The 16,984-nt window shown below is 69.4% G+C and carries 21 protein-coding genes; 11 read left to right on the forward strand and 10 right to left on the reverse strand.

What is annotated here, in order from left to right; translation table 11 throughout:
- Positions 1–66 precede the first annotated feature (66 nt).
- From ACFC06_RS00185 to ACFC06_RS00195, 3 genes are read left to right on the forward strand one after another with little or no spacing between them, the layout of a single operon-like run.
- Positions 67–1,275, forward strand: coding sequence for an acyl-CoA dehydrogenase family protein (locus tag ACFC06_RS00185; protein ID WP_375925807.1), 1,209 nt, complete (start codon positions 67–69; stop codon positions 1,273–1,275).
- Positions 1,272–2,291 carry a phosphotransferase family protein gene (locus tag ACFC06_RS00190; protein ID WP_375925810.1) on the forward strand — a complete coding sequence of 340 codons (1,020 nt, stop codon included), beginning with the start codon at positions 1,272–1,274 and terminating at the stop codon, positions 2,289–2,291. The genes ACFC06_RS00185 and ACFC06_RS00190 overlap by 4 nt, the downstream gene beginning before the upstream one ends.
- Positions 2,288–3,031, forward strand: a complete 744-nt coding sequence (locus tag ACFC06_RS00195) for an SDR family NAD(P)-dependent oxidoreductase (RefSeq protein ID WP_375925812.1) — start codon at positions 2,288–2,290, stop codon at positions 3,029–3,031. Before ACFC06_RS00190 ends, ACFC06_RS00195 begins: the two co-directional genes overlap by 4 nt.
- A 17-nt stretch (positions 3,032–3,048) precedes the next feature.
- On the opposite strand, the gene ACFC06_RS00200 is transcribed toward ACFC06_RS00195, so the two are convergent.
- Together ACFC06_RS00200 and ACFC06_RS00205 are read right to left on the reverse strand one after the other, a co-directional pair.
- On the reverse strand, positions 3,049–4,029 hold the full coding sequence (locus ACFC06_RS00200) for a diiron oxygenase (protein WP_375925815.1): 981 nt from the start codon (positions 4,027–4,029) through the stop codon (positions 3,049–3,051).
- A gap of 90 nt (positions 4,030–4,119) precedes the next feature.
- The gene (locus tag ACFC06_RS00205) at positions 4,120–4,968 is read right to left on the reverse strand and encodes an SDR family NAD(P)-dependent oxidoreductase (protein ID WP_375925818.1); all 849 of its coding nucleotides are present in this window, start codon (positions 4,966–4,968) and stop codon (positions 4,120–4,122) included.
- Positions 4,969–5,016: 48 nt separating this feature from the next.
- On the opposite strand from ACFC06_RS00205, the gene ACFC06_RS00210 reads away from it, so the two are divergent.
- Positions 5,017–6,000 (forward strand): alpha/beta fold hydrolase, encoded by a 984-nt coding sequence (locus ACFC06_RS00210; protein ID WP_375925820.1) that lies wholly within the window; start codon positions 5,017–5,019, stop codon positions 5,998–6,000.
- A gap of 2 nt (positions 6,001–6,002) precedes the next feature.
- On the opposite strand, the gene ACFC06_RS00215 is transcribed toward ACFC06_RS00210, so the two are convergent.
- Complete coding sequence (locus ACFC06_RS00215; RefSeq protein WP_375925823.1) at positions 6,003–6,587, reverse strand: YdcF family protein; 585 nt, start codon at positions 6,585–6,587, stop codon at positions 6,003–6,005.
- Positions 6,588–6,956: 369 nt separating this feature from the next.
- Here ACFC06_RS00215 and ACFC06_RS00220 point away from each other — a divergent pair, with 369 nt between their 5' ends.
- The 5 genes from ACFC06_RS00220 to ACFC06_RS00240 all read left to right on the forward strand — a co-directional run bounded on the left by ACFC06_RS00220 (position 6,957) and on the right by ACFC06_RS00240 (position 9,875).
- On the forward strand, positions 6,957–7,505 hold the full coding sequence (locus ACFC06_RS00220) for a hypothetical protein (RefSeq protein WP_375925826.1): 549 nt from the start codon (positions 6,957–6,959) through the stop codon (positions 7,503–7,505).
- Between the two features lie 46 nt (positions 7,506–7,551).
- Entirely contained in the window at positions 7,552–8,640 is a 1,089-nt protein-coding gene (locus tag ACFC06_RS00225) for a PQQ-dependent sugar dehydrogenase (RefSeq protein ID WP_375925829.1), read from the forward strand.
- A 44-nt stretch (positions 8,641–8,684) separates the two neighbouring features.
- Complete coding sequence (locus ACFC06_RS00230; protein WP_375925832.1) at positions 8,685–9,218, forward strand: hypothetical protein; 534 nt, start codon at positions 8,685–8,687, stop codon at positions 9,216–9,218.
- A 178-nt stretch (positions 9,219–9,396) separates the two neighbouring features.
- Positions 9,397–9,750: a DUF2510 domain-containing protein gene (locus ACFC06_RS00235; RefSeq protein WP_375925835.1), complete on the forward strand. Its 354-nt coding sequence runs from the start codon at positions 9,397–9,399 to the stop codon at positions 9,748–9,750.
- Positions 9,750–9,875: a hypothetical protein gene (locus ACFC06_RS00240; RefSeq protein ID WP_375925838.1), complete on the forward strand. Its 126-nt coding sequence runs from the start codon at positions 9,750–9,752 to the stop codon at positions 9,873–9,875. The genes ACFC06_RS00235 and ACFC06_RS00240 overlap by 1 nt, the downstream gene beginning before the upstream one ends.
- 4 nt (positions 9,876–9,879) lie before the next feature.
- Here the strand turns inward: ACFC06_RS00240 and ACFC06_RS00245 are convergent, their stop codons facing one another.
- The 3 genes from ACFC06_RS00245 to ACFC06_RS00255 all read right to left on the reverse strand — a co-directional run bounded on the left by ACFC06_RS00245 (position 9,880) and on the right by ACFC06_RS00255 (position 11,796).
- Positions 9,880–10,590, reverse strand: a complete 711-nt coding sequence (locus ACFC06_RS00245) for a hypothetical protein (protein WP_375925841.1) — start codon at positions 10,588–10,590, stop codon at positions 9,880–9,882.
- Positions 10,591–10,656: 66 nt separating this feature from the next.
- Positions 10,657–11,076: a tautomerase family protein gene (locus ACFC06_RS00250; RefSeq protein ID WP_375925844.1), complete on the reverse strand. Its 420-nt coding sequence runs from the start codon at positions 11,074–11,076 to the stop codon at positions 10,657–10,659.
- Positions 11,077–11,094: 18 nt separating this feature from the next.
- Complete coding sequence (locus ACFC06_RS00255; RefSeq protein WP_375935099.1) at positions 11,095–11,796, reverse strand: SDR family oxidoreductase; 702 nt, start codon at positions 11,794–11,796, stop codon at positions 11,095–11,097.
- Between the two features lie 224 nt (positions 11,797–12,020).
- Here ACFC06_RS00255 and ACFC06_RS00260 point away from each other — a divergent pair, with 224 nt between their 5' ends.
- On the forward strand, positions 12,021–12,605 hold the full coding sequence (locus tag ACFC06_RS00260) for a VOC family protein (protein ID WP_375925847.1): 585 nt from the start codon (positions 12,021–12,023) through the stop codon (positions 12,603–12,605).
- A gap of 65 nt (positions 12,606–12,670) precedes the next feature.
- Here ACFC06_RS00260 and ACFC06_RS00265 read toward each other — a convergent pair whose 3' ends face one another.
- Positions 12,671–13,033 carry a nuclear transport factor 2 family protein gene (locus tag ACFC06_RS00265; protein ID WP_375925850.1) on the reverse strand — a complete coding sequence of 121 codons (363 nt, stop codon included), beginning with the start codon at positions 13,031–13,033 and terminating at the stop codon, positions 12,671–12,673.
- 156 nt (positions 13,034–13,189) lie between these two features.
- Between ACFC06_RS00265 and ACFC06_RS00270 the strand changes: the two genes are divergently transcribed.
- Complete coding sequence (locus ACFC06_RS00270; RefSeq protein WP_375925853.1) at positions 13,190–13,444, forward strand: hypothetical protein; 255 nt, start codon at positions 13,190–13,192, stop codon at positions 13,442–13,444.
- Positions 13,445–13,497: 53 nt separating this feature from the next.
- Here ACFC06_RS00270 and ACFC06_RS00275 read toward each other — a convergent pair whose 3' ends face one another.
- From ACFC06_RS00275 to ACFC06_RS00285, 3 genes are read right to left on the reverse strand one after another with little or no spacing between them, the layout of a single operon-like run.
- Positions 13,498–14,685 carry a lipase family protein gene (locus ACFC06_RS00275; RefSeq protein WP_375925856.1) on the reverse strand — a complete coding sequence of 396 codons (1,188 nt, stop codon included), beginning with the start codon at positions 14,683–14,685 and terminating at the stop codon, positions 13,498–13,500.
- A gap of 24 nt (positions 14,686–14,709) precedes the next feature.
- A complete protein-coding gene (locus ACFC06_RS00280) occupies positions 14,710–15,918 on the reverse strand; it encodes a lipase family protein (protein ID WP_375925859.1) in 1,209 nt (402 codons plus the stop codon).
- Positions 15,908–16,804, reverse strand: coding sequence for an SDR family NAD(P)-dependent oxidoreductase (locus ACFC06_RS00285; protein ID WP_375925862.1), 897 nt, complete (start codon positions 16,802–16,804; stop codon positions 15,908–15,910). Before ACFC06_RS00285 ends, ACFC06_RS00280 begins: the two co-directional genes overlap by 11 nt.
- Positions 16,805–16,984: the final 180 nt, after the last annotated feature.

Here is a 16,984-nt window from a genome sequence, read left to right on the forward strand (position 1 = left end):
CATGTCAGGGTCGATAGCATTAGTTGCCGAGCGTTCGTTCGGCACCCGAGGTCGAGGAGTTGGTCCGTGGCGATCGATCTGTCCCATCCCGCCGAGGTGCGGCGCCTGGCCGAGGCCACCCGTGCCTTCGTCCGCGAGCAGGTGCTCCCGCTCGACGACGCGCACGACGGTGACATCACCGCCGCCGGTGGCGAGAAGCTCCGGATCGAACTGCAGCAGGCCGCCCGCGACGCCGGTGTCTTCGCCCCGCACGCGCCCGTGGAATTCGGCGGTCACGGGCTCGGTATGTCCGATCGCGCACCGATCTTCGAGGAGGCGGGCTACTCGCTGTTCGGCCCGACGGCACTGAATATCGCCGCCCCCGACGAGGGCAATGTCCACATGCTCGCCCACATCGCCGACCCGGAGCAGAAGCAGCAGTACCTCGCGCCGCTGGCCCGCGGCGAGGTGCGCTCGGCCTTCGCCATGACCGAGCCCGCCCCCGGCGCCGGGTCCGACCCGTCCGCCCTGCGCACCCGCGCGGTCCGCGCCGACGGCGGCTGGCGGATCACCGGCCACAAGATGTTCATCACCGGTGCCGACGGTGCCGGCTTCTTCATCATCATGGCCCGCACCTCCGGCGAACCCGGGCAGCGCGGCGGCGCGACCATGTTCCTCACCCCCGCCGCCGCCCCCGGCCTGCGCGTCGGCAGGCACATCGACACCCTGGACCGCTCCATGCTCGGCGGCCACTGCGAGGTGTTCTTCGAGGACCTGTTCGTCCCCGATTCGGCGGTGCTGGGCGAGGTCGACCGCGGTTTCGACTACGCCCAAGTCCGCCTCGGCCCCGCCCGGATGACCCACGTGATGCGCTGGCTCGGCGCCGCTCGCCGCGGTCACGATGTCGCGGTGGCCCGGGTGGCCGAGCGCGAGGGGTTCGGTTCGCGGCTGGGCGATCTCGGGATGATCCAGCAGATGATCGCCGACAACGAGATCGAGATCGCCGCCACCCGCGCCCTGCTCACCCGCGCCTGCTGGGAACTCGACAACGGCGAGACCGCCGCCAACTCGACCTCCATCGCGAAAACCTTTGCCGCCGAGGCGATCTTCCGGATCATCGACCGCAGCATGCAGATGTGCGGCGGTCTCGGTGTCGCCGCCGATCTGCCGCTGGCCCGGCTCTCCCGCGAGGTGCGCCCCTTCCGGATCTACGACGGGCCCTCCGAGGTGCACCGCTGGGCCATCGCCAAGCGCGTGGTCGGCGCGGCCAAGCGAGCGCAGCGGGACAGCGAATGAGCCTGCCCGGCATGGAGATCGCCGCCCTCGAGCGGTTCCTGCGCGACCAGGGTGTGCCGGTGCGCGGTGCGCTGCGGGTGGAGCTGATCAGCGGCGGCCGCTCGAACCTCACCTTCGCCGCCGCCGACGACGTGTCGCGCTGGGTGGTCCGGCGGCCCCCGGTCGCGGGTCTCACCCCGTCCGCGCACGACATGGCCCGCGAGTACACCGTCACCAGCGCCCTGCGTGATTCGGCCGTGCCGGTGGCGCGCACCGTCGCCTTCGACGCCGACGGGAGCGCCCTGGGCGCCCCGATGACGGTGGTCGAATTCGTCGACGGCACCGTCGTGCGTGATCAGGACGACCTCGCCACCTTCACCGACGACCAGGTCACCACGGCCACCACCGCGCTGGTCCGGGTCCTGGCCGACCTGCACGCGGTCGACCCCGCCGCCGTCGGCTTGGCGGAGTTCGGGCGTCCGACGGGTTTCGTCGAACGTCAGGTGAGGTTGTGGGCGTCGCAGTGGGACCGGGTCAAGACCAGGGACCTGCCCGATGTCGCCACCCTGCACTCGGCGCTGGTCGACGCCGTCCCCGGCCGGTCGAGCACCTCGATCGTGCACGGCGACTTCCGGATCGACAACACGATTCTCGACACCGCCGACCCGGGACGTGTTCGCGCCGTGGTGGATTGGGAACTGTCCACCCTCGGTGACCCGCTCACCGATGTCGCCCTGATGTGCGTCTACCGATCCCCGATCTTCGATCTGGTCCTCGGTTCGCGCGCCGCCTGGACCAGCGACCGCCTACCCACCCCCGACACCCTGGCCCAGACCTACGCCACCGCCGCGGGCCGCGATCTCGACGACTGGGGCTTCTACCTGGCCCTGGCCAACTTCAAACTCGGCATCATCGGCGAGGGCATCACCCACCGGGCCCGCCAGGGCTCCGACGCCGGTGCGGCCGCCGACCGCGCCGCCGAGGCCACCCCCGAATTCATGGCCGCCGGCCTGCGCGCACTGCGAGGACAACGATGACCACCACCCGTTCCGCCCTGATCAGCGGCGCCTCCCGCGGCATCGGCCTCGGCATCGCCCACCGCCTCGCCCAGCAGGGCTACGCCCTCACCATCACCGCCCGCGACGCGGCCCGCCTCGACGCCGTCGCCGCCGAGCTCCGCGCGGCGGGCGCCCCCGAAGTGGTGCCGGTCGCCGCCGACATGGCCGACGAGGACGCCATCGACCGGGTCGTGGCCATCCACGGCGACCACCACGACACCCTGTCGGCGCTGATCCTCAACGCCGGTGTCGGCACCGCGGGCCCGCTGGCCGACGCCTCCCTGCGCCGCTTCGACAAGACGATCGCCGTCAATGTGCGCGCCCCGCTCCAGCTGATCCAGACCGCGCTGCCACTGCTGCGCGCCGCCGCCGCGGCCGAACCGGCACGCGGGGCCAAGGTCATCGCGCTGTCCTCGATCACCGGTGTCTACGCCGAAGCCGGGCTGGCCGTCTACGGCGCGGCCAAGGCGGCCCTCATCTCCCTGCTGGCCACCTTCAACGCCGAGGAATCCGGCAACGGCATCACCGCCACCGCGCTGGCACCCGGCTATGTCGACACCGAGATGAGCGCCTGGATCCACGACCGCATCCCGCCGGAACGCATGCTCGCCGTCGACGACATCGTCGAACTGGCCGACGCGCTGCTGCGCCTGTCCTCGCGCGCGGTCGTCCCGGAGATCGTGCTCTCACGCGCCGGGGCCGACGCCTATCACGCCTGACGCGGCCCCGGTGCGGCTCAGCTCGCGCGGCGCTGCGGCTCGCCGCGGTAGCGGGTGTAGCCGCCGTCGATCTTCAGCAGCTTCCACAGCGGCCTGGTCACCGGGTTCAGGAACCCGAGTTCGTCGGCGAGCGTGCGCATGTCACCGAAGAACCCGCTGAGGATCTGCCGGGAGGCCGGGCTGCGCCAGAACGCGTCCTTGAACACCGCGTCGGGGATGTCGAACTTGCGGGCGAAGGACTTCGACGGTTTCACCAGTTCGTCGGCCAGCCAGCGCATCGCGATCGGGAACGCCACCGCGCAGGCCGCCGTGCTCACCGGGTTCATCCGCGCCACGTGCGCGCGCAGGAACTCGTTGGCGAAGGAGATGTGGCGCGCCTCCTCGGCGATATGGATCTCCATGATCCGCCGCAGCGTCGGCTGGGTCGCGCTGCCCGAACGCAGCAATGCCTTCTGGTAGTGGTCGATCGGCTCCTCGCCGCCGAGGATGCCGATGAACAGGATGACCCAGAAGTAGCCGCCCGCCACCCCGATGAACGGCGAGGCCAGCCGGAACAGCGGCCGCATGCCGGGCACATCGTCACCGATGCGGTTCACCAGCTCCTGGAACATCTGGATGTGGTTGCACTCCTCGGTCATCTCGTGGAGGCAGTACCGGAATTCGGGGGAGCCGTTGGGCAGCGCCATGGCGTACTGCATCATCCCGCGGATCAGGATGGACTCGAACGCGAGACCGACCTTGGCGGCATTGGCCTGGCGCCAGCGCCCGATCTCGACGCGCTGCTCGAGCGGCAGGTTCTGATACCAGCTCGTCGCGCCGAGCGGGTCGAGTTCGGGTGAGAGGACCCAGCGCGGGTCGTCCCGGTCGATCGCCAGTTCCGGTGCGTCCCAGTCGATATCGAGATACGGATCGAACCGCCGGTGGACCGACCCCTCCGACAGGGTGAGCAGGGTGTCCGCGTACTCCGATGCCTGTGTCGTGGTCTTCGAGAACGTCATTGTTTCTCTCCAATGTCACCGGGATGGCCGAGGTACCGGCACATTCCCCATGTAACTGTAACGCACTGTCGCACCTATTTCCAGGGGTCGTCAGTCGGCCCGGGGGATTCGTCCGTCGACATCGGTGAAGCCGTACTCGACCGCGAGGTCGGCCACCTTCCACGCCTTGCCCGCCCGGCTCGCGCGATCCGGGTCCGCGGCCAGGGCCACCACGGCCCGGCCGGGGAAACGGGGGGTTTCGGCGGCGCCGAGATCGAAGGTGCCCTCACCGGGCAGGGTGACCAGGCGCCGTCCCTGATCGTCGGCGGGCACCAGCTGGAGCAGCTCGGTGTCGACGATGCCCGGCCAGATCGAGACCGCCGTCGCGCCGGTGCCGTCGAGGTCGTGGGCCAGATCGGCGGTGAGCCGGTCCAGGGCGGTCTTGCCGACGCCGTAGACCGCGTTGTGCATATAGCGCTGCGCGCCCGGGGAGGACACATTGACGATCAACCCCGCCGACCCGATCAGCGCGGGCGCCGCGAAAACACTGGCCACATAGTGTGATCGCACGCCCACGTCGAAGGTCTCGTCCCACGCCTTCGGCGGCACGTCCCAGAACTTGCGCCCGAGCCAGCGGGCCGCGGCGGGGGAGTTGTAGACATTGTTGACCAGCACATCGAGCCTGCCCTGCTCGGCGCCGACCTGCGCGAACAGCTGCTCGACCGCCGCGTCGTCGCGATGATCGCAGACCACCGCCACGCCGCGCCCGCCGAGTTCGGTGATCTCGGCGGCGGTGTCGTGCACGCTGCCGGGCAGCCTGCCCGGCGCGGTCGTGCGCCCGGTGACGTAGACCGTCGCCCCGGCCGCGCCGAGTTCCAGGGCGATGCCCTTGCCGATGCCGCGGCTGGCTCCGGTCACCACCGCGACGCGCCCGGCCAGAATCTGGGGTGTTCCGCTCATGACCTCCGGACACTACCGTGAAATAAGAACACGTTCTAGAAATTGGAGATGGTAGTGGAGCAGACCCATCGATTCCTCGACACCGACGGCGCCCGGATGCACCTCACCGAGCAGGGCAGCGGCTTCCCCGTGGTGTTCTGTCACGGCTTCCCGCACACCGGCTTCATCTGGCATCGCCAGGTGAGCGCCGTGTCCGCGGCCGGATTCCACGCCATCGCCCCCGACCTGCGTGGCTACGGCCGCACCGAGGCCCCCGGCGACGTCACCGCCTACACCAACGCGGCGGTGATCGGCGACCTGCTGGCCCTGCTCGACGACATCGGCGCGGAGCGGGCCGTGTTCGTCGGCCTGGATTTCGGCGCCCAGCTGGTGTGGGAGCTCGCCCTGCGCGCCCCCGAACGCGTCGCCGCCGCGATCGTGCTCAACAATCCGTTCTCGCCCCGCCCGCCCCGCGTGCCGTCCGAATACTGGACCAAGGCCGCGCAGCGGCACTTCCTGCATCTGGCCTATTTCCAGGAGCCGGGCGTCGCCGATGCCGAATTGGCCGCGCGGACACGGGAATTCCTCGCCCGCGTCTACTTCTCGCTCTCCGGCGACTACCACTACCTCGACTCCTGGAAGAACCCGCCCGGCCTCGGCTACCTCGACGTGCTGCCCCAGGCTCCCGCGCTGCCGTGGCCGTGGCTCAGCGACGCCGAATTCGACACCCTGGCCACCGAATTCGAGCGCACCGGTTTCACCGGCGGCCTGAACTGGTATCGCAATCTGGACCGGAACTGGGAACTCACCGAGCCCTTCGCCGGTGCCACCGTGCAGGTTCCCACCTATTTCCTCTACGGCGAGAACGATCCCGACATGGAGGGCTTCAGCGGCCGCGACCCCCTGGCCGCCCTGCGCGCGTCGGTCACCGATCTGCGTGCGGTGGTGCGGGTTCCGGGCGCCGGGCACCTGGTCCAGCTCGAGCGGACCGACGCGGTGGACGACTTCCTGCTCACCGCGCTGCGCGAGGTCACGGTGTCTGCCCGGTCCTAGGGCTACCAGTGCATCGGGGTCGGCACGAACGGTGGCACCTGCTCGGGTGTCACCGCCGAGACGACCAGCACGCCCGCGCCGAGGAAGTTCGCCACGGCGCGGTCGATGTGGTCGGCCGAGGTCACGATGACCGCGTCCTTGGCGCCGATCTCGCGCAGGATCATCGCGGAGAACTGCGCGTTCTGGATCGTCGAGTCGGCCTGCGGTTCGCGATGGATCCGCTCGGCGGCGATCCCGCGCTCGACCAGCCAGGCCGTCATCGCGTCGGCCTCGGTGATGCCGTTGTGCGGATTGCCGCCGGTCACCACGATCGGCGACAGCGGGGCGAGCACCGCCTGGACATAGCCGGCGGTGAGCCGGTCGACCAGTTCCGGACGCATGCTGCCGTCGGGCAGCAGCCCGTAGCCGAGGATGACGATCGCCGTCTCGGGACCGCGCACCCCCAGTGGTGCGACGGCGGCGGCCGGCCCGGGGCCGATCAGCGCGAGTGGCGTGCCGAACACCGCCGAGGTGGCGATCACCGCCCCGGCGACGGCACAGGGCAGGCGCCGGGCGAACGAGCGAAAGTGGACAAATGGGGCGAACATGGAGACTCCCGAATATTCCGGTGATGTCGCCACAGAATCCGCTGTCGGGGCCGGGAATTCGTCGGCCATTCGCTGTTCCTGGACAATTCACACGCGGATCACGAGGGTTTGGTGGTGCGCGGAAACGCCGCTGTTGCACGGCCCAGCGGCAGCCCTTCGCGATTGGGACGAACCCCGCCGGACCTCCGTCGATGCCGGTAGCGGCCGGTTCGTCGCTGTTTCTCCAAAGACCGGACCGGTCGTTATGTGACTGGCGACAATATCGCGGAGAATGGTTGCCCGGGGCGTCCGGAACACCGATGGTGGATACGTGGGATTTGTAGTCCCATGCATCGGAACGAGCCGTGTGGATTCGACATCGGAGTCAGAATGAACAGCTTGCTCGACAATCATCGTGGATGGGTCGCCGATATCTTCGCCGACGGATTGCGCGGCCACAGCGACACTCCCGACCCGCGGGCCACCGTGGCGGTCGACGCGAAGCCGCTCTCCCCCCGCGACCGGCGCCCCCGCGACGAGAAGGAAGTGATCGGCTGGCGCGCGCTGTGCACCTGCGGCGCCTGGCAGGGCCGCACCTGGCTCCGCGCCGGCCACGCCGACGACCACTCCCCGCTCGACCGCGTCCTGCACTGCCCCGGTGGCCGCCTGGCCCCCGAGCTCACCCGCCTGGTCGTCGCCGAATGGGACTACCACCGCCTGGAGATGCAGGCCCTGCTCCCCGTCCACCTGGCCTTCCAGGACTCCGCCTCCGCCCAGCAGCGCCTGGTCGAGGCCGTGCGCTTCGTCCGCGCCTCCGGCGCGTCCTGGGACGCCGTCGGCCGGGTGATCGGCGCCGAGTCCGCCGAAGCCGCCGAACGCACCTTCCGCCCCTGGCTGACTCCCGCCTTCGCCGACGGCGTGACCGCCGATCTGCCCTAGGAAACCGCTCTACTCTGGAAGGAAACCCACCCGGAGGGAGGTTTCCGTGACCGGCGTCCGACGCGCCCTGACGGCCGCGCTGCTGGCCCTCACGGTGGCCTCCTGCGCTCAGGACCAGCAGCCGGACGCACCCGCGACCCCGATCGCCTCCTCGGTCGCGCCGAGCAGTCCCGGCGGCATCCCCGACCTGGGCGCCCCCGAAGAGGTGGCGCAGGGCATCGATGTCCCCTGGGGCCTGGCCTTCCTTCCCGACGGCACCGCACTGGTCGCCGAACGCGACTCCGGGCGAATCCTGCGCGTGACACCCGGCCGCGCACCCGAACTGTTCCACGAGGTCCCCGGCGTCGTCGCCCGCGGCGAAGGCGGGCTGCTCGGCCTGGCCGTCGCCCCCGGCGAATCCGGTGCGGTCTACGCCTATTTCACCGCCGAGAACGACAACCGCATCCTGCGTGTGCGCCCCGGCGAACCGGAGGAGATCGTCTACACCGGAATCGCGAAGGCAGGCAACCACAACGGCGGCCGCATCGCCTTCGGCCCCGATGGCATGCTCTACGTCGGCACCGGCGACGCGGGCGACAGCGCCCTGTCCCAGGACCCCGCGAGCCCCAACGGCAAGATCTTGCGCCTGACCCCCGACGGCGCCCCCGCCCCGGGCAATCCGACCCCGGGCTCCCCGGTCCTGAGCCTGGGCCACCGCAATGTCCAGGGCCTGGCCTGGGACCGCACCGGCCGCCTCTTCGCCGCCGAATTCGGCCAGAACCGCCTCGATGAACTCAACCTCGTCGAACCCGGCCGCGACTACGGCTGGCCCACCGTCGAAGGCCCCGGTGGCAGCGACCGCGGCTTCACCGACCCCGTGCTCACCTGGCCGACCTCGGCGGCGTCCCCCTCCGGTATCGCCATCGCAGGCGACACCCTCTATCTCGCCGCCCTGCGCGGCGAAAGACTCTGGACCACAACGCTGTCCGACGGGACCGCCGCCACCCCGCGACCGGTGTTCGACGACACCTACGGCCGCCTGCGCACCGTAGCCGTGGCCCCCGACGGCGCGCTCTGGCTCACCACCTCCAACACCGACGGCCGCGGCGACCCACGCACCGGCGACGACCGCGTCCTGCGTTTCCCGGCACGCTGATCGCGCGCGGGGAACCTGTCGGCGCCCGCCGCTACTCTGCTCGAATGGTCGATTCCGATGCGGCGGTGCGCCGGCTGACCCGCGAAGCGGGAAACCTCCTGCAGCCCTACGGTTTCCACGGCGACGACACCCGCTGGGTGCACCTCGCCCCCGAAGGAGTCGCCACCATCCGCCGCACCCGCGTGCAACGCACCTGGACCGACGGCCGCCAGGTCCTCACCTTCGGCCTCGAACTCACCGCAACCCCCCGCGCCTGGTGGGAACACTGCACCCACCGCGACACCGCACTCGGCCTCCCGCCCACCCCGCTCGACCAGGCCACCGGCCCCGGCCTCCTCGACACCGCCGGTCTCCCCACCGACCTCACCACCCCCTGGACCCTGCGCACCGACCCCACCCGCCCCGGCCGCCACGCCCACCCCACCGACCTGGCCACCATCCGCGCCGACCTCCCCCGCCGCGTCCACGCCTACGCCCGCCGAGCACTACGCCTCCTCGACCCCACCCACCACGCCCGAGAACTCCAATCCACCCACCCCGAAGCCACCGAACCCATCCGGGTCCTCCTGTCGACCTAGATCCCGAGCCGCCTATTCGAGCCCACATCCTGGGCATCGCTCCGCGCCGCGCGCTCTCGGCAACTCGGCCGAACGATCCAAAGCATCACGAACCCACCATGACCGGTCGTAAACTGCCTGCACACAGCTGCCGACCCCGAGGCCCCGCATGACTCAGCCGCAACAACCGCGACCCGGAATGCGACCGCCGGCGACGGCGCAGCAACCGACACCCGACCGCCCGGCACAGCTGATCCCGCAATGGATCGTCGTCGTGATCGCGGGTGGCCTGCTGGTCGCCTACATGGCGGCGAACAACTACGCCGGTGCCGAAGTTGTCGTCCTGGCGATCATTCTCGGAATCGGCGCGCTCATCGTCTTGGTGATCCGGGCCCTGGTCCGGCTCGGCGACAAACGCCCGGCTCCGATCGTGATCAACACCGTTTCCACTCAAGCACCCCCCGGCTGGTACCTCGACCCGCAGGGAGCGACGAGGTGGTTCGACGGCCGAGCCTGGACCGAACAGGTTCGCCCACCGAACTCGCCGGAGTGATGTCCACCGGTGCGCCCGACGCCCGCTTCGGTCCGCCGCTACTGCTGGCCGATCTGGCCTCCGCGAACTCCGGCAGCCTCTACGGGGACCACGCGGTCTCCGTCGTGCTGAACACCACCCGATAGCGGCTCAAGCGTCCTCGAGGCGCTTGGGTCGGTAGTCGGAAAGGTACTGACCGAAGAACGCGGCGAGGTCCGGTGGGTACGCCTGAATGCACGACAGCGAGTAGTCCAGCACCAATCCGAAGCGGTTGCGTCCGGAGGACAGATAGCGATACTTCGGCTCGAGGGTGTCCAGCATCTCCTGGTAGAGATCGCGCACGTCGAGGAAGTCCAGCAGTTCCACCAGGTCCATGCGCGAGACATCGGCGCGTGGGTCATCGGTCAGCAGTGCCGACTGTCCGCCGTCGCTCCCGCGCAGACGTTCGCCCCGGCCGAGCTTCGCGGCACGGTCCATGTCGAAGAAGTGCACAGGCCCCGCTTCCTCCACGAACGCCCATTCGTTGAACCGTGGACTCTCGTAGACCACACCGCTCGGAAGGCGTGCCACCATCTCGGTGTATCCGAGTCCGCGTCGGGGAACTTCGCGCCACTCGCCGTCGCCGCCCCGGATCCGCACCACATCCTCGACCGTCGAGACCCAGGCTGCGGCCTCGCGCCGGAATGTGTCACGTTCCGGGAAGTTCCGGATGCACCCGAGATGGAACAAGCCCCAGAAGTAGCTCGCGTTCGCATCCCACGAGGCACGCATCTGGTGGTAGGGCTGGATGGACTCCGCCCAGCCGTCCACCTCCAGCACGTATCGGCCACAGAATCGGCATGCCTCGTCTTCGTCGACCACTGGCTGTCCTCTCGGCGTCGGCCCGTCGAATGTACGACTTCGACAGCCGTGCAGACAATTTCGCGGTCAATAGAGGAGAGGGCGGTTGGCCCGGGCCCAGTCGCGTTCGGCGGTGCTGCCCGCGGGTGGGGGGAACGAGCCCGCGATCATCCAGGTATCGCGAGGCACCTCGTTGATGTTGAACTCGAGGTGCAGTCCGCGGTCGTGGGTGTAGGGCGCCATCAGGTCGTGCAGCTGCCGAGTCATCGCTGTGCGCCGGTCGGGGTCGTCGAGCTGGCGGGCGAGGTGGTCGATGGTGATGCGCACCGAGGCGACGGGCTCGCCGCCGACGTAGAAGGAGTCGGCCGGTATCTCGTGGAACAGGGCCACCGCGTAGAAGGGTGGCAGCCCGAATCGGCTGTAGTAGGCGGTGATGTCGGTCGCGAAGTCGCGTTTGTCCTCGGCAGTGTAGGTGCCAGGGCGGTGGTAGATGTGCCAGAGAGGCATGAGGGGGTCCTTCGGTTCTCAGCGGGTGAACGACAGGGTGAGGTTCTCGACCGGGCCGGACAGCGCGGCTTTGACATTCCGGGTGAACTCGTCGACGAGCACCTCGGTGTCGCCGCGCTCGAGCCCGTCGGCGACGGCCGCGGCGACCACGGCCGGATCGAGTTTCGGGGCCCGGATGGCGGCGACCATGTCGGTATCGGCGAACCCGAGATGGACCCCGACGACGTGTGTACCGAACGCCGCCAGCTCGATCCGCAGCGAATTGGTGATCGACCACAGCGCCGCCTTGGAGGCGCCGTACGCGGCGGCTCCGGCGCTCCACGACAGAACCGAGTGGATGTCGACCAGTGCCCCGCCGCCGTTGGCCGTGAGGATCGGCGCGAAGGCCCGCGCGATCCGCAGCGGACCGAACACATTGGCCTCGAATGTTTCCACGACGTCGGCCATCTCGGCGTCCAGCAGGGGAGCGGGCCGCAGGATGCCCGCGTTGTTCACCACGATGTTCACATCCCGCGCCCGCTCTGCCAGTGCCGCAACAGAATTCGGGTCGGTCACTTCCAACGGAAGTGCGACGATCCGGCTGTCCGTACTCGGCTTCGGCTCGCGTGCGGTGACGTAGACCTTGCTCGCGCCACGGTCGAGCAGCTCGTCGGCTATGGCTTTGCCCAGGCCCCGCTGCCCGCCGGTCACCAGGGCGCGTGCGCCGTTGATCACTGTCATGTTCACCTTCCCGATCCATCTGACTATGGCTCACTATAGCTAGATGAATCGCGGAGATGCGAGGGGAATCAGGTCGCCGATTATGTGCGGTAGGTCACCATGGCTTGCTTCGGCGCGCGTCGACTGCGGGTGCCGGGGGGCACGTACTGAGGTTCGGGGCCTTTGCGGCCACATTCTGACCGCGACGGTTGCGACCGTGGGGGCACCAACCGGAAGGAGACACTATGTCCACCACCCCCACCGTGCCCGCGGCGCCCGCCGGATCAGCAACGGTCGACCCCTTCATCTGGACCGATGACGCGGCAGGTCTGCTCGACTTCCTCGTCGATGTGTTCGGCGCGATCGAGGTCCCCGAGACGCGGACCGCCGACACCGACGGCCTGATCCTGCATTCGGAACTGCGGATCGGTGATTCGACGCTGACGATCGCCGATCGCAAGCCGGACTGGCCGTATATGCCGTCCTTCGTCCGTGTCTACGTCGACGATCCGGCTGCCACGCTGAAACGAGCCGCCGCGCGCGGTGCGCGGATCGTGACCGAGCCGACGGATTTCTGGGGCGACGTACTCTCGCGCTTCGCCGACCCGTTCGGCCACCTGTGGTGGGTGTACAAGCACAATCCGGGTAACGCGTCCTGGGACGGTGGCTCGGCGGACGGCGCCGGCGAAGGTGACTGGGGGCAGGCCGATTCCGCCGAGGACGGCGCGGGCGAACAGTCCTGGGAGTCGTTCGCCACCCCGGAACTGAGCGCCATTCATTCCTCGCTCATGGAAGCGATGGCGTCGCTGAAGGATCCGCGCACCCGCTGACCTGCTGTGCCCTGCGGCCTCGTCCGCGCCGCAGGGCATCGTGCTCCGGACCTCCGGGGCGAGAACTACGCAACCGCCGAGGCATGAGCGGCGACGACTCGCCAGCCACGCGAGTCGTCGTGCGCCCAGGTGCGGGTATAGCGCATCCTGGCCGCGAAGGGTGATCCGTGAACACTGCCCTCGACGACGCCGAGGAACCACGTGACCCCGGTGGTCCCTTCCACCAGCACCGTCAGCTGCTCTTCCTCGAGCTTGCTCATGATCTGGGTCTTGGTGCGGTGCAGTTCGAGATCATCGGCCTTGGTGAACGTGTCCGCCCCGAAAGTGAAGATCAGCCGGTCATCGAGCAACTCGTCCAGCGCCCGCACATCCCCGGCCAGCTGCGCGGCCTGAAGCCGCCGCTCAGCGTCCCGCAACTCGTTCTCCATATCTCCGAGCATGCCAGCCGAGCGCCGCTGCGGCCCGCCCGTTTCGCTGACAGCGCAGCCACCACCCGATGGGAACATGGCAGTTCTCGCATGCACGTGTCAGAGTCCGTGGGACGCGGGCGAGCGCCCCGTGCGACCCATCCGAGGAGTTCGGCTATGACCACCGTCGACAGCATTCACCAGCAGGTGGCAGATCAGTTCGCCGATCACATCACCGGGACCCACGGCGCGGCCGGGGCGGTCGATATCGACTTCGCCGATGGCCGCGCTCTGCGACTCTGGACCGAGAACGGCATAGCCCGCGCCGAATTCTGCGCACTCCAAGGGGGCGCCGAGGTGTGGGTCTTCGCGCCGGGCCGAGATGACGTGGCCGACTTGCTCGACACCGTGCAGGACACACTGACCGACTGACGGGTGTCGCCGCGGATCGACCAGGTCATCGGGCGGGACGGTCGACGCTGTGCTCAGCAGCGGGTCGGTGCCGGTTCGCCGCGGAACCGCGCTTCGATGAAGTTCCAGGCCTCGGGCAGGCCGGCCACCGCGGTCGTCATGTGTTCGGCTATCTGGTAGCGGGAGAACGTGACCGGCGCTCCTGCCGCGCAGTAGCGGGTGGCGACGTCTTCGACGGCGTCGAAGGGGGTCAGTTCGTCGAAGACGCCCTGCCAGATCAAGATCGGGGTGTCCGGCACCGCGGAGTCGTAGCGGAGGCTGTTCTCGCGCAACACCGCTCGCGCCTCGGGGCTGTCCATCAGGGATTTGGTGGCCGCCAGCTGCTCGGCGCTGCGGGCCACGCCGTGGAACAGCAGGAAACGTCGGCACTCGTCGGCGGTGAAGTCACGGAACCACAGGCCCTCGCTGTTGAGCTGGTCGGAAATGGGCAGGCGCTGGGGGTATTCGCGTTCCAGGCCCATCGCCGCGGCCCAGGCGAGGCCGAACCCGGGATGGTGCCCGAAGCCGATCCCGAGGGCCATCTGTTCGAGGTCGGCCGGAATACCACCGGCGGCGACGCCCGCGAGCTTCAGTTCCGGTGCGTAGGTCGGTTGCATCGCCGCCGCCCACGCGGTCGCCAGGCCGCCGCCGGAGTATCCGGCGAGCGCGATCGGGGACCGGCCGAGGCCGAGTTCGGGCGCGCGCTGGAGCGCTCGCACACTGTCGAGGGTGACCATGCCGCTGAGTCTGGCGGCGCCGTAGGCGACCGTGGGCCCGAGGTAGTCCGGCAAGGCCACCGCCCAACCACGGCCCAGCGGCAGTACCGCGCCGAACATGTCAGGGGTCTCGTCGTTGATCAGCGACGCGGAGGGGTTGCATTTGGTGCCGAGGGAATTGATCAGCGCCTGGTAGGAGACCAGCGGCGGGTCCGTCACACCGGCGGGGATCAAGACCGTGGTGACGCCCATGATGGGGTCGCCTGCGGAGTTGGTCGAGCGGAAGGCGACATGCCAGATATCTGTTCCCTGGTAGGCGCCCAGGTTGAACTTCCGCTGCCGCACGACGTCACCGGGCGCGAAGTCGCCGATATCGGCAGGCGCGGTGAAGAACGGGTCGGGATCGGGGGTGGGATATCGCGGCTCCGGTGTCGCCGCGGGGGCGAAGAGGGCAACGGTGAGGCCGTAGAACAGCACCGTGAGTGCGGCCGTCAGAATCCGGCGCATGGTGGATCCTTCTCTCTGGGGAAGTCAGCAGTTGCTCGGCGCGGGTTCGCCGCGGAAGCGGGCATCGAGCCACGCGACGGCAGACGGGAAACCCATGACCGCGGTGGCCAGGTGATCGGGGCTCGGATACTGCTCCGACAGCACCGGTGTCCCGGCCCGGCAGTACCGCTCGTTCGTACGGTCGACCGCGTCGACGGGGATGAGCGGGTCGATGGGCGTGTGCCACTCGAAGATCGGGATCGTCGGCACGGGCTCGAACAGTTCGAGGCTGTTGGCGTCGCCGACTTCCCACGCGCGCGGGTCGTCGATGAGGGAGACGGTCGAGGCGAGATCGGCGGCGCTGTGCATGGCGCCCGCGGCGATGAGCTCGACCGTGCACCCGTTGGCCATGGCGTCGCGCACCGCCAAGCCGGTGTCGTTGAGCTGCTCGCTGATCGGCAGCCGGTCGGGGTACTCGCGTTCGAGGCCGAGCGCCGCGGCCATCGCGAGGCCGAACATGGGGTGTGGGGCGAAGCCGAGCGCGCGCGCCATCGTGGTGATGTTCATCGGTACCCCGCCCTGCGCGGCGCCCACCAGGCGCAATTCGGGCGCGTACCGGGGTGCGAGCGCGGCGGCCCAGCCGGTCGCCATGCCACCGCCGGAGTAGCCGAGCATGGCCGAGGGGCTCTCGGCGAGTCCGAGTTCGGGGACCCTGGTCGCGGCGCGAATGCCGTCGAGAGTGATCTGCCCGCCCAGTCTGGCCGCGCCGTAGGCGGCGTGGGGGCCGAGGTGGTCGGGCAGGGCGACGCTCCAGCCGCGCAGCAGCATCGTGTTCAGCAGGGGCACCGCACGATAGAGCAGATTGGGATCGTAGGCGTAGAGGGCGCGCGAGACCGCGCACTGGGTACCGAGGCCGTTGATGATGTGCTGGTAGGACAGCAGGGGCGCGCCGGGGCGATGGTCGGCCGGCGTGAGGACCGTGGTGGTCGCGGCGATCGGCCGACCGTGCGAGTCGCTGGATCGGAACTTGATCAAAGTGACTGTGGCGGTGGGGAAGTAGGGCAGTGGCTCCTGGGTCCGGACCGCCAGCACGGCGCCGGGTTCCTTGCTCGCGATATCGGCGGGCGCCGCGTAGAAGGGGTCGGGGTCGGGAGCCGGGTAGACCGGCGGTGCCCCGGCGGCCGACGGCGAGCCCGCGGCGGTGAGCAGTCCGACCATGACCGCACAGGCCAGTGCGCGCGGATCAATTCTCATGGGTCGCCGCCACCACGGGGAATCGGACACCGGTGGCGCGTTCGGAGGCCGCCCACAGTTGCGCCCAGAGGGCCCGGTCCTGTGACAGCGCGCTCGACGGGCAGGCCCTGACCGGGCCTCGGGTATTGAACAGCCTGGTCGGGCCCCAGTAGACGTCGGGATCGGCGTCCGGCGCGGTGGCGGCGTACAGCATCGATTGCGCTGCGGCGGTGCGTGATTGGCCCACCAGTCGGATGAAGGGTTCGGCGACGTAGTCCAGGGGTGTCTGGGTCCTGGCGACGAGCCCGGTCGGCGCGATGCCGGGGTGCACGGCGTAGGAGCGCAGCGTCGACCCGGATTCGCGCAATCTGCGCTGGAGTTCGCGGCCGAACATCAGGGTGGCCAGCTTCGATTCCGGATAGGCCGCGTGCCGGCTGTACCGGCGGTGGTCGAAGCGCAGATCGTCGAGGGGCAGCGCCTTGGTCCATCCGTGGGAAATGCTCGACACAGAGATGATCCGGTCCCGGATCCTGTCCAGCAGCAGACCTGTCAAAGCGAAGTGGCCGAGGTGGTTGACGCCGAATTGTTTTTCGAATCCGTCGGCTGTCCGGGCGAACGGCACATTCATCAGGGCCGCATTGTTGATCAGCACATCGAATTCGCCACATTCCGCCGCGAACCGCCGTACATCGGCGAGATCGGCGAGATCCAGGGCGGCAACGGAGATATCGCCGGGGAGCCGCCGGGCGATTTCGCGCGCCCGGTCCACATCGCGGCACGCCATGATCACCGTGGCGCCACGGGCGGCCAACGTGCGGGTCACCACCTCGCCGAGGCCACCGTTGGCTCCGGTGATCACGAATCGTCGGCCGTGCTGATCCGGTATCGGATCGGGAGTCCTTGCCATGGCGCATGACCTTACGAATCACGGTCATCGGGTGGCAATGCGTTTGGAAAACGTCAGGGACGAGGCGGCAGACATTGGTCGTTTCCCAAAGAGGCCGGACGGGCCAGGAATTCGGTCGTCGGCTGTCGTAGCGTGGCGCCGGTCAGTGTTGTCGAGTGGATCGCCGGCGAAACCCGATCC

The organism is Nocardia sp. NPDC056064, assembly GCF_042266925.1.
In the GTDB taxonomy this organism is placed as follows: Bacteria; Actinomycetota; Actinomycetes; order Mycobacteriales; family Mycobacteriaceae; genus Nocardia.

Excerpts from the sequence above, each read along its gene's own strand:
- ACFC06_RS00205 (WP_375925818.1), bottom strand. The coding sequence starts at position 4,968 with ATGAGCGGAACACCCCAGATTCTGGCCGGGCGCGTCGCGGTGGTGACC.
- ACFC06_RS00230 (WP_375925832.1), top strand. The coding sequence starts at position 8,685 with ATGGTCGATTCCGATGCGGCGGTGCGCCGGCTGACCCGCGAAGCGGGA.
- ACFC06_RS00255 (WP_375935099.1), bottom strand. The coding sequence starts at position 11,796 with ATGACAGTGATCAACGGCGCACGCGCCCTGGTGACCGGCGGGCAGCGG.
- ACFC06_RS00195 (WP_375925812.1), top strand. The coding sequence starts at position 2,288 with ATGACCACCACCCGTTCCGCCCTGATCAGCGGCGCCTCCCGCGGCATC.
- ACFC06_RS00210 (WP_375925820.1), top strand. The coding sequence starts at position 5,017 with ATGGTAGTGGAGCAGACCCATCGATTCCTCGACACCGACGGCGCCCGG.
- ACFC06_RS00235 (WP_375925835.1), top strand. The coding sequence starts at position 9,397 with ATGCGACCGCCGGCGACGGCGCAGCAACCGACACCCGACCGCCCGGCA.
- ACFC06_RS00250 (WP_375925844.1), bottom strand. The coding sequence starts at position 11,076 with ATGCCTCTCTGGCACATCTACCACCGCCCTGGCACCTACACTGCCGAG.
- ACFC06_RS00260 (WP_375925847.1), top strand. The coding sequence starts at position 12,021 with ATGTCCACCACCCCCACCGTGCCCGCGGCGCCCGCCGGATCAGCAACG.
- ACFC06_RS00215 (WP_375925823.1), bottom strand. The coding sequence starts at position 6,587 with ATGTTCGCCCCATTTGTCCACTTTCGCTCGTTCGCCCGGCGCCTGCCC.
- ACFC06_RS00190 (WP_375925810.1), top strand. The coding sequence starts at position 1,272 with ATGAGCCTGCCCGGCATGGAGATCGCCGCCCTCGAGCGGTTCCTGCGC.
- ACFC06_RS00275 (WP_375925856.1), bottom strand. The coding sequence starts at position 14,685 with ATGCGCCGGATTCTGACGGCCGCACTCACGGTGCTGTTCTACGGCCTC.
- ACFC06_RS00285 (WP_375925862.1), bottom strand. The coding sequence starts at position 16,804 with ATGGCAAGGACTCCCGATCCGATACCGGATCAGCACGGCCGACGATTC.
- ACFC06_RS00240 (WP_375925838.1), top strand. The coding sequence starts at position 9,750 with ATGTCCACCGGTGCGCCCGACGCCCGCTTCGGTCCGCCGCTACTGCTG.
- ACFC06_RS00265 (WP_375925850.1), bottom strand. The coding sequence starts at position 13,033 with ATGGAGAACGAGTTGCGGGACGCTGAGCGGCGGCTTCAGGCCGCGCAG.
- ACFC06_RS00280 (WP_375925859.1), bottom strand. The coding sequence starts at position 15,918 with ATGAGAATTGATCCGCGCGCACTGGCCTGTGCGGTCATGGTCGGACTG.
- ACFC06_RS00200 (WP_375925815.1), bottom strand. The coding sequence starts at position 4,029 with ATGACGTTCTCGAAGACCACGACACAGGCATCGGAGTACGCGGACACC.
- ACFC06_RS00220 (WP_375925826.1), top strand. The coding sequence starts at position 6,957 with ATGAACAGCTTGCTCGACAATCATCGTGGATGGGTCGCCGATATCTTC.
- ACFC06_RS00270 (WP_375925853.1), top strand. The coding sequence starts at position 13,190 with ATGACCACCGTCGACAGCATTCACCAGCAGGTGGCAGATCAGTTCGCC.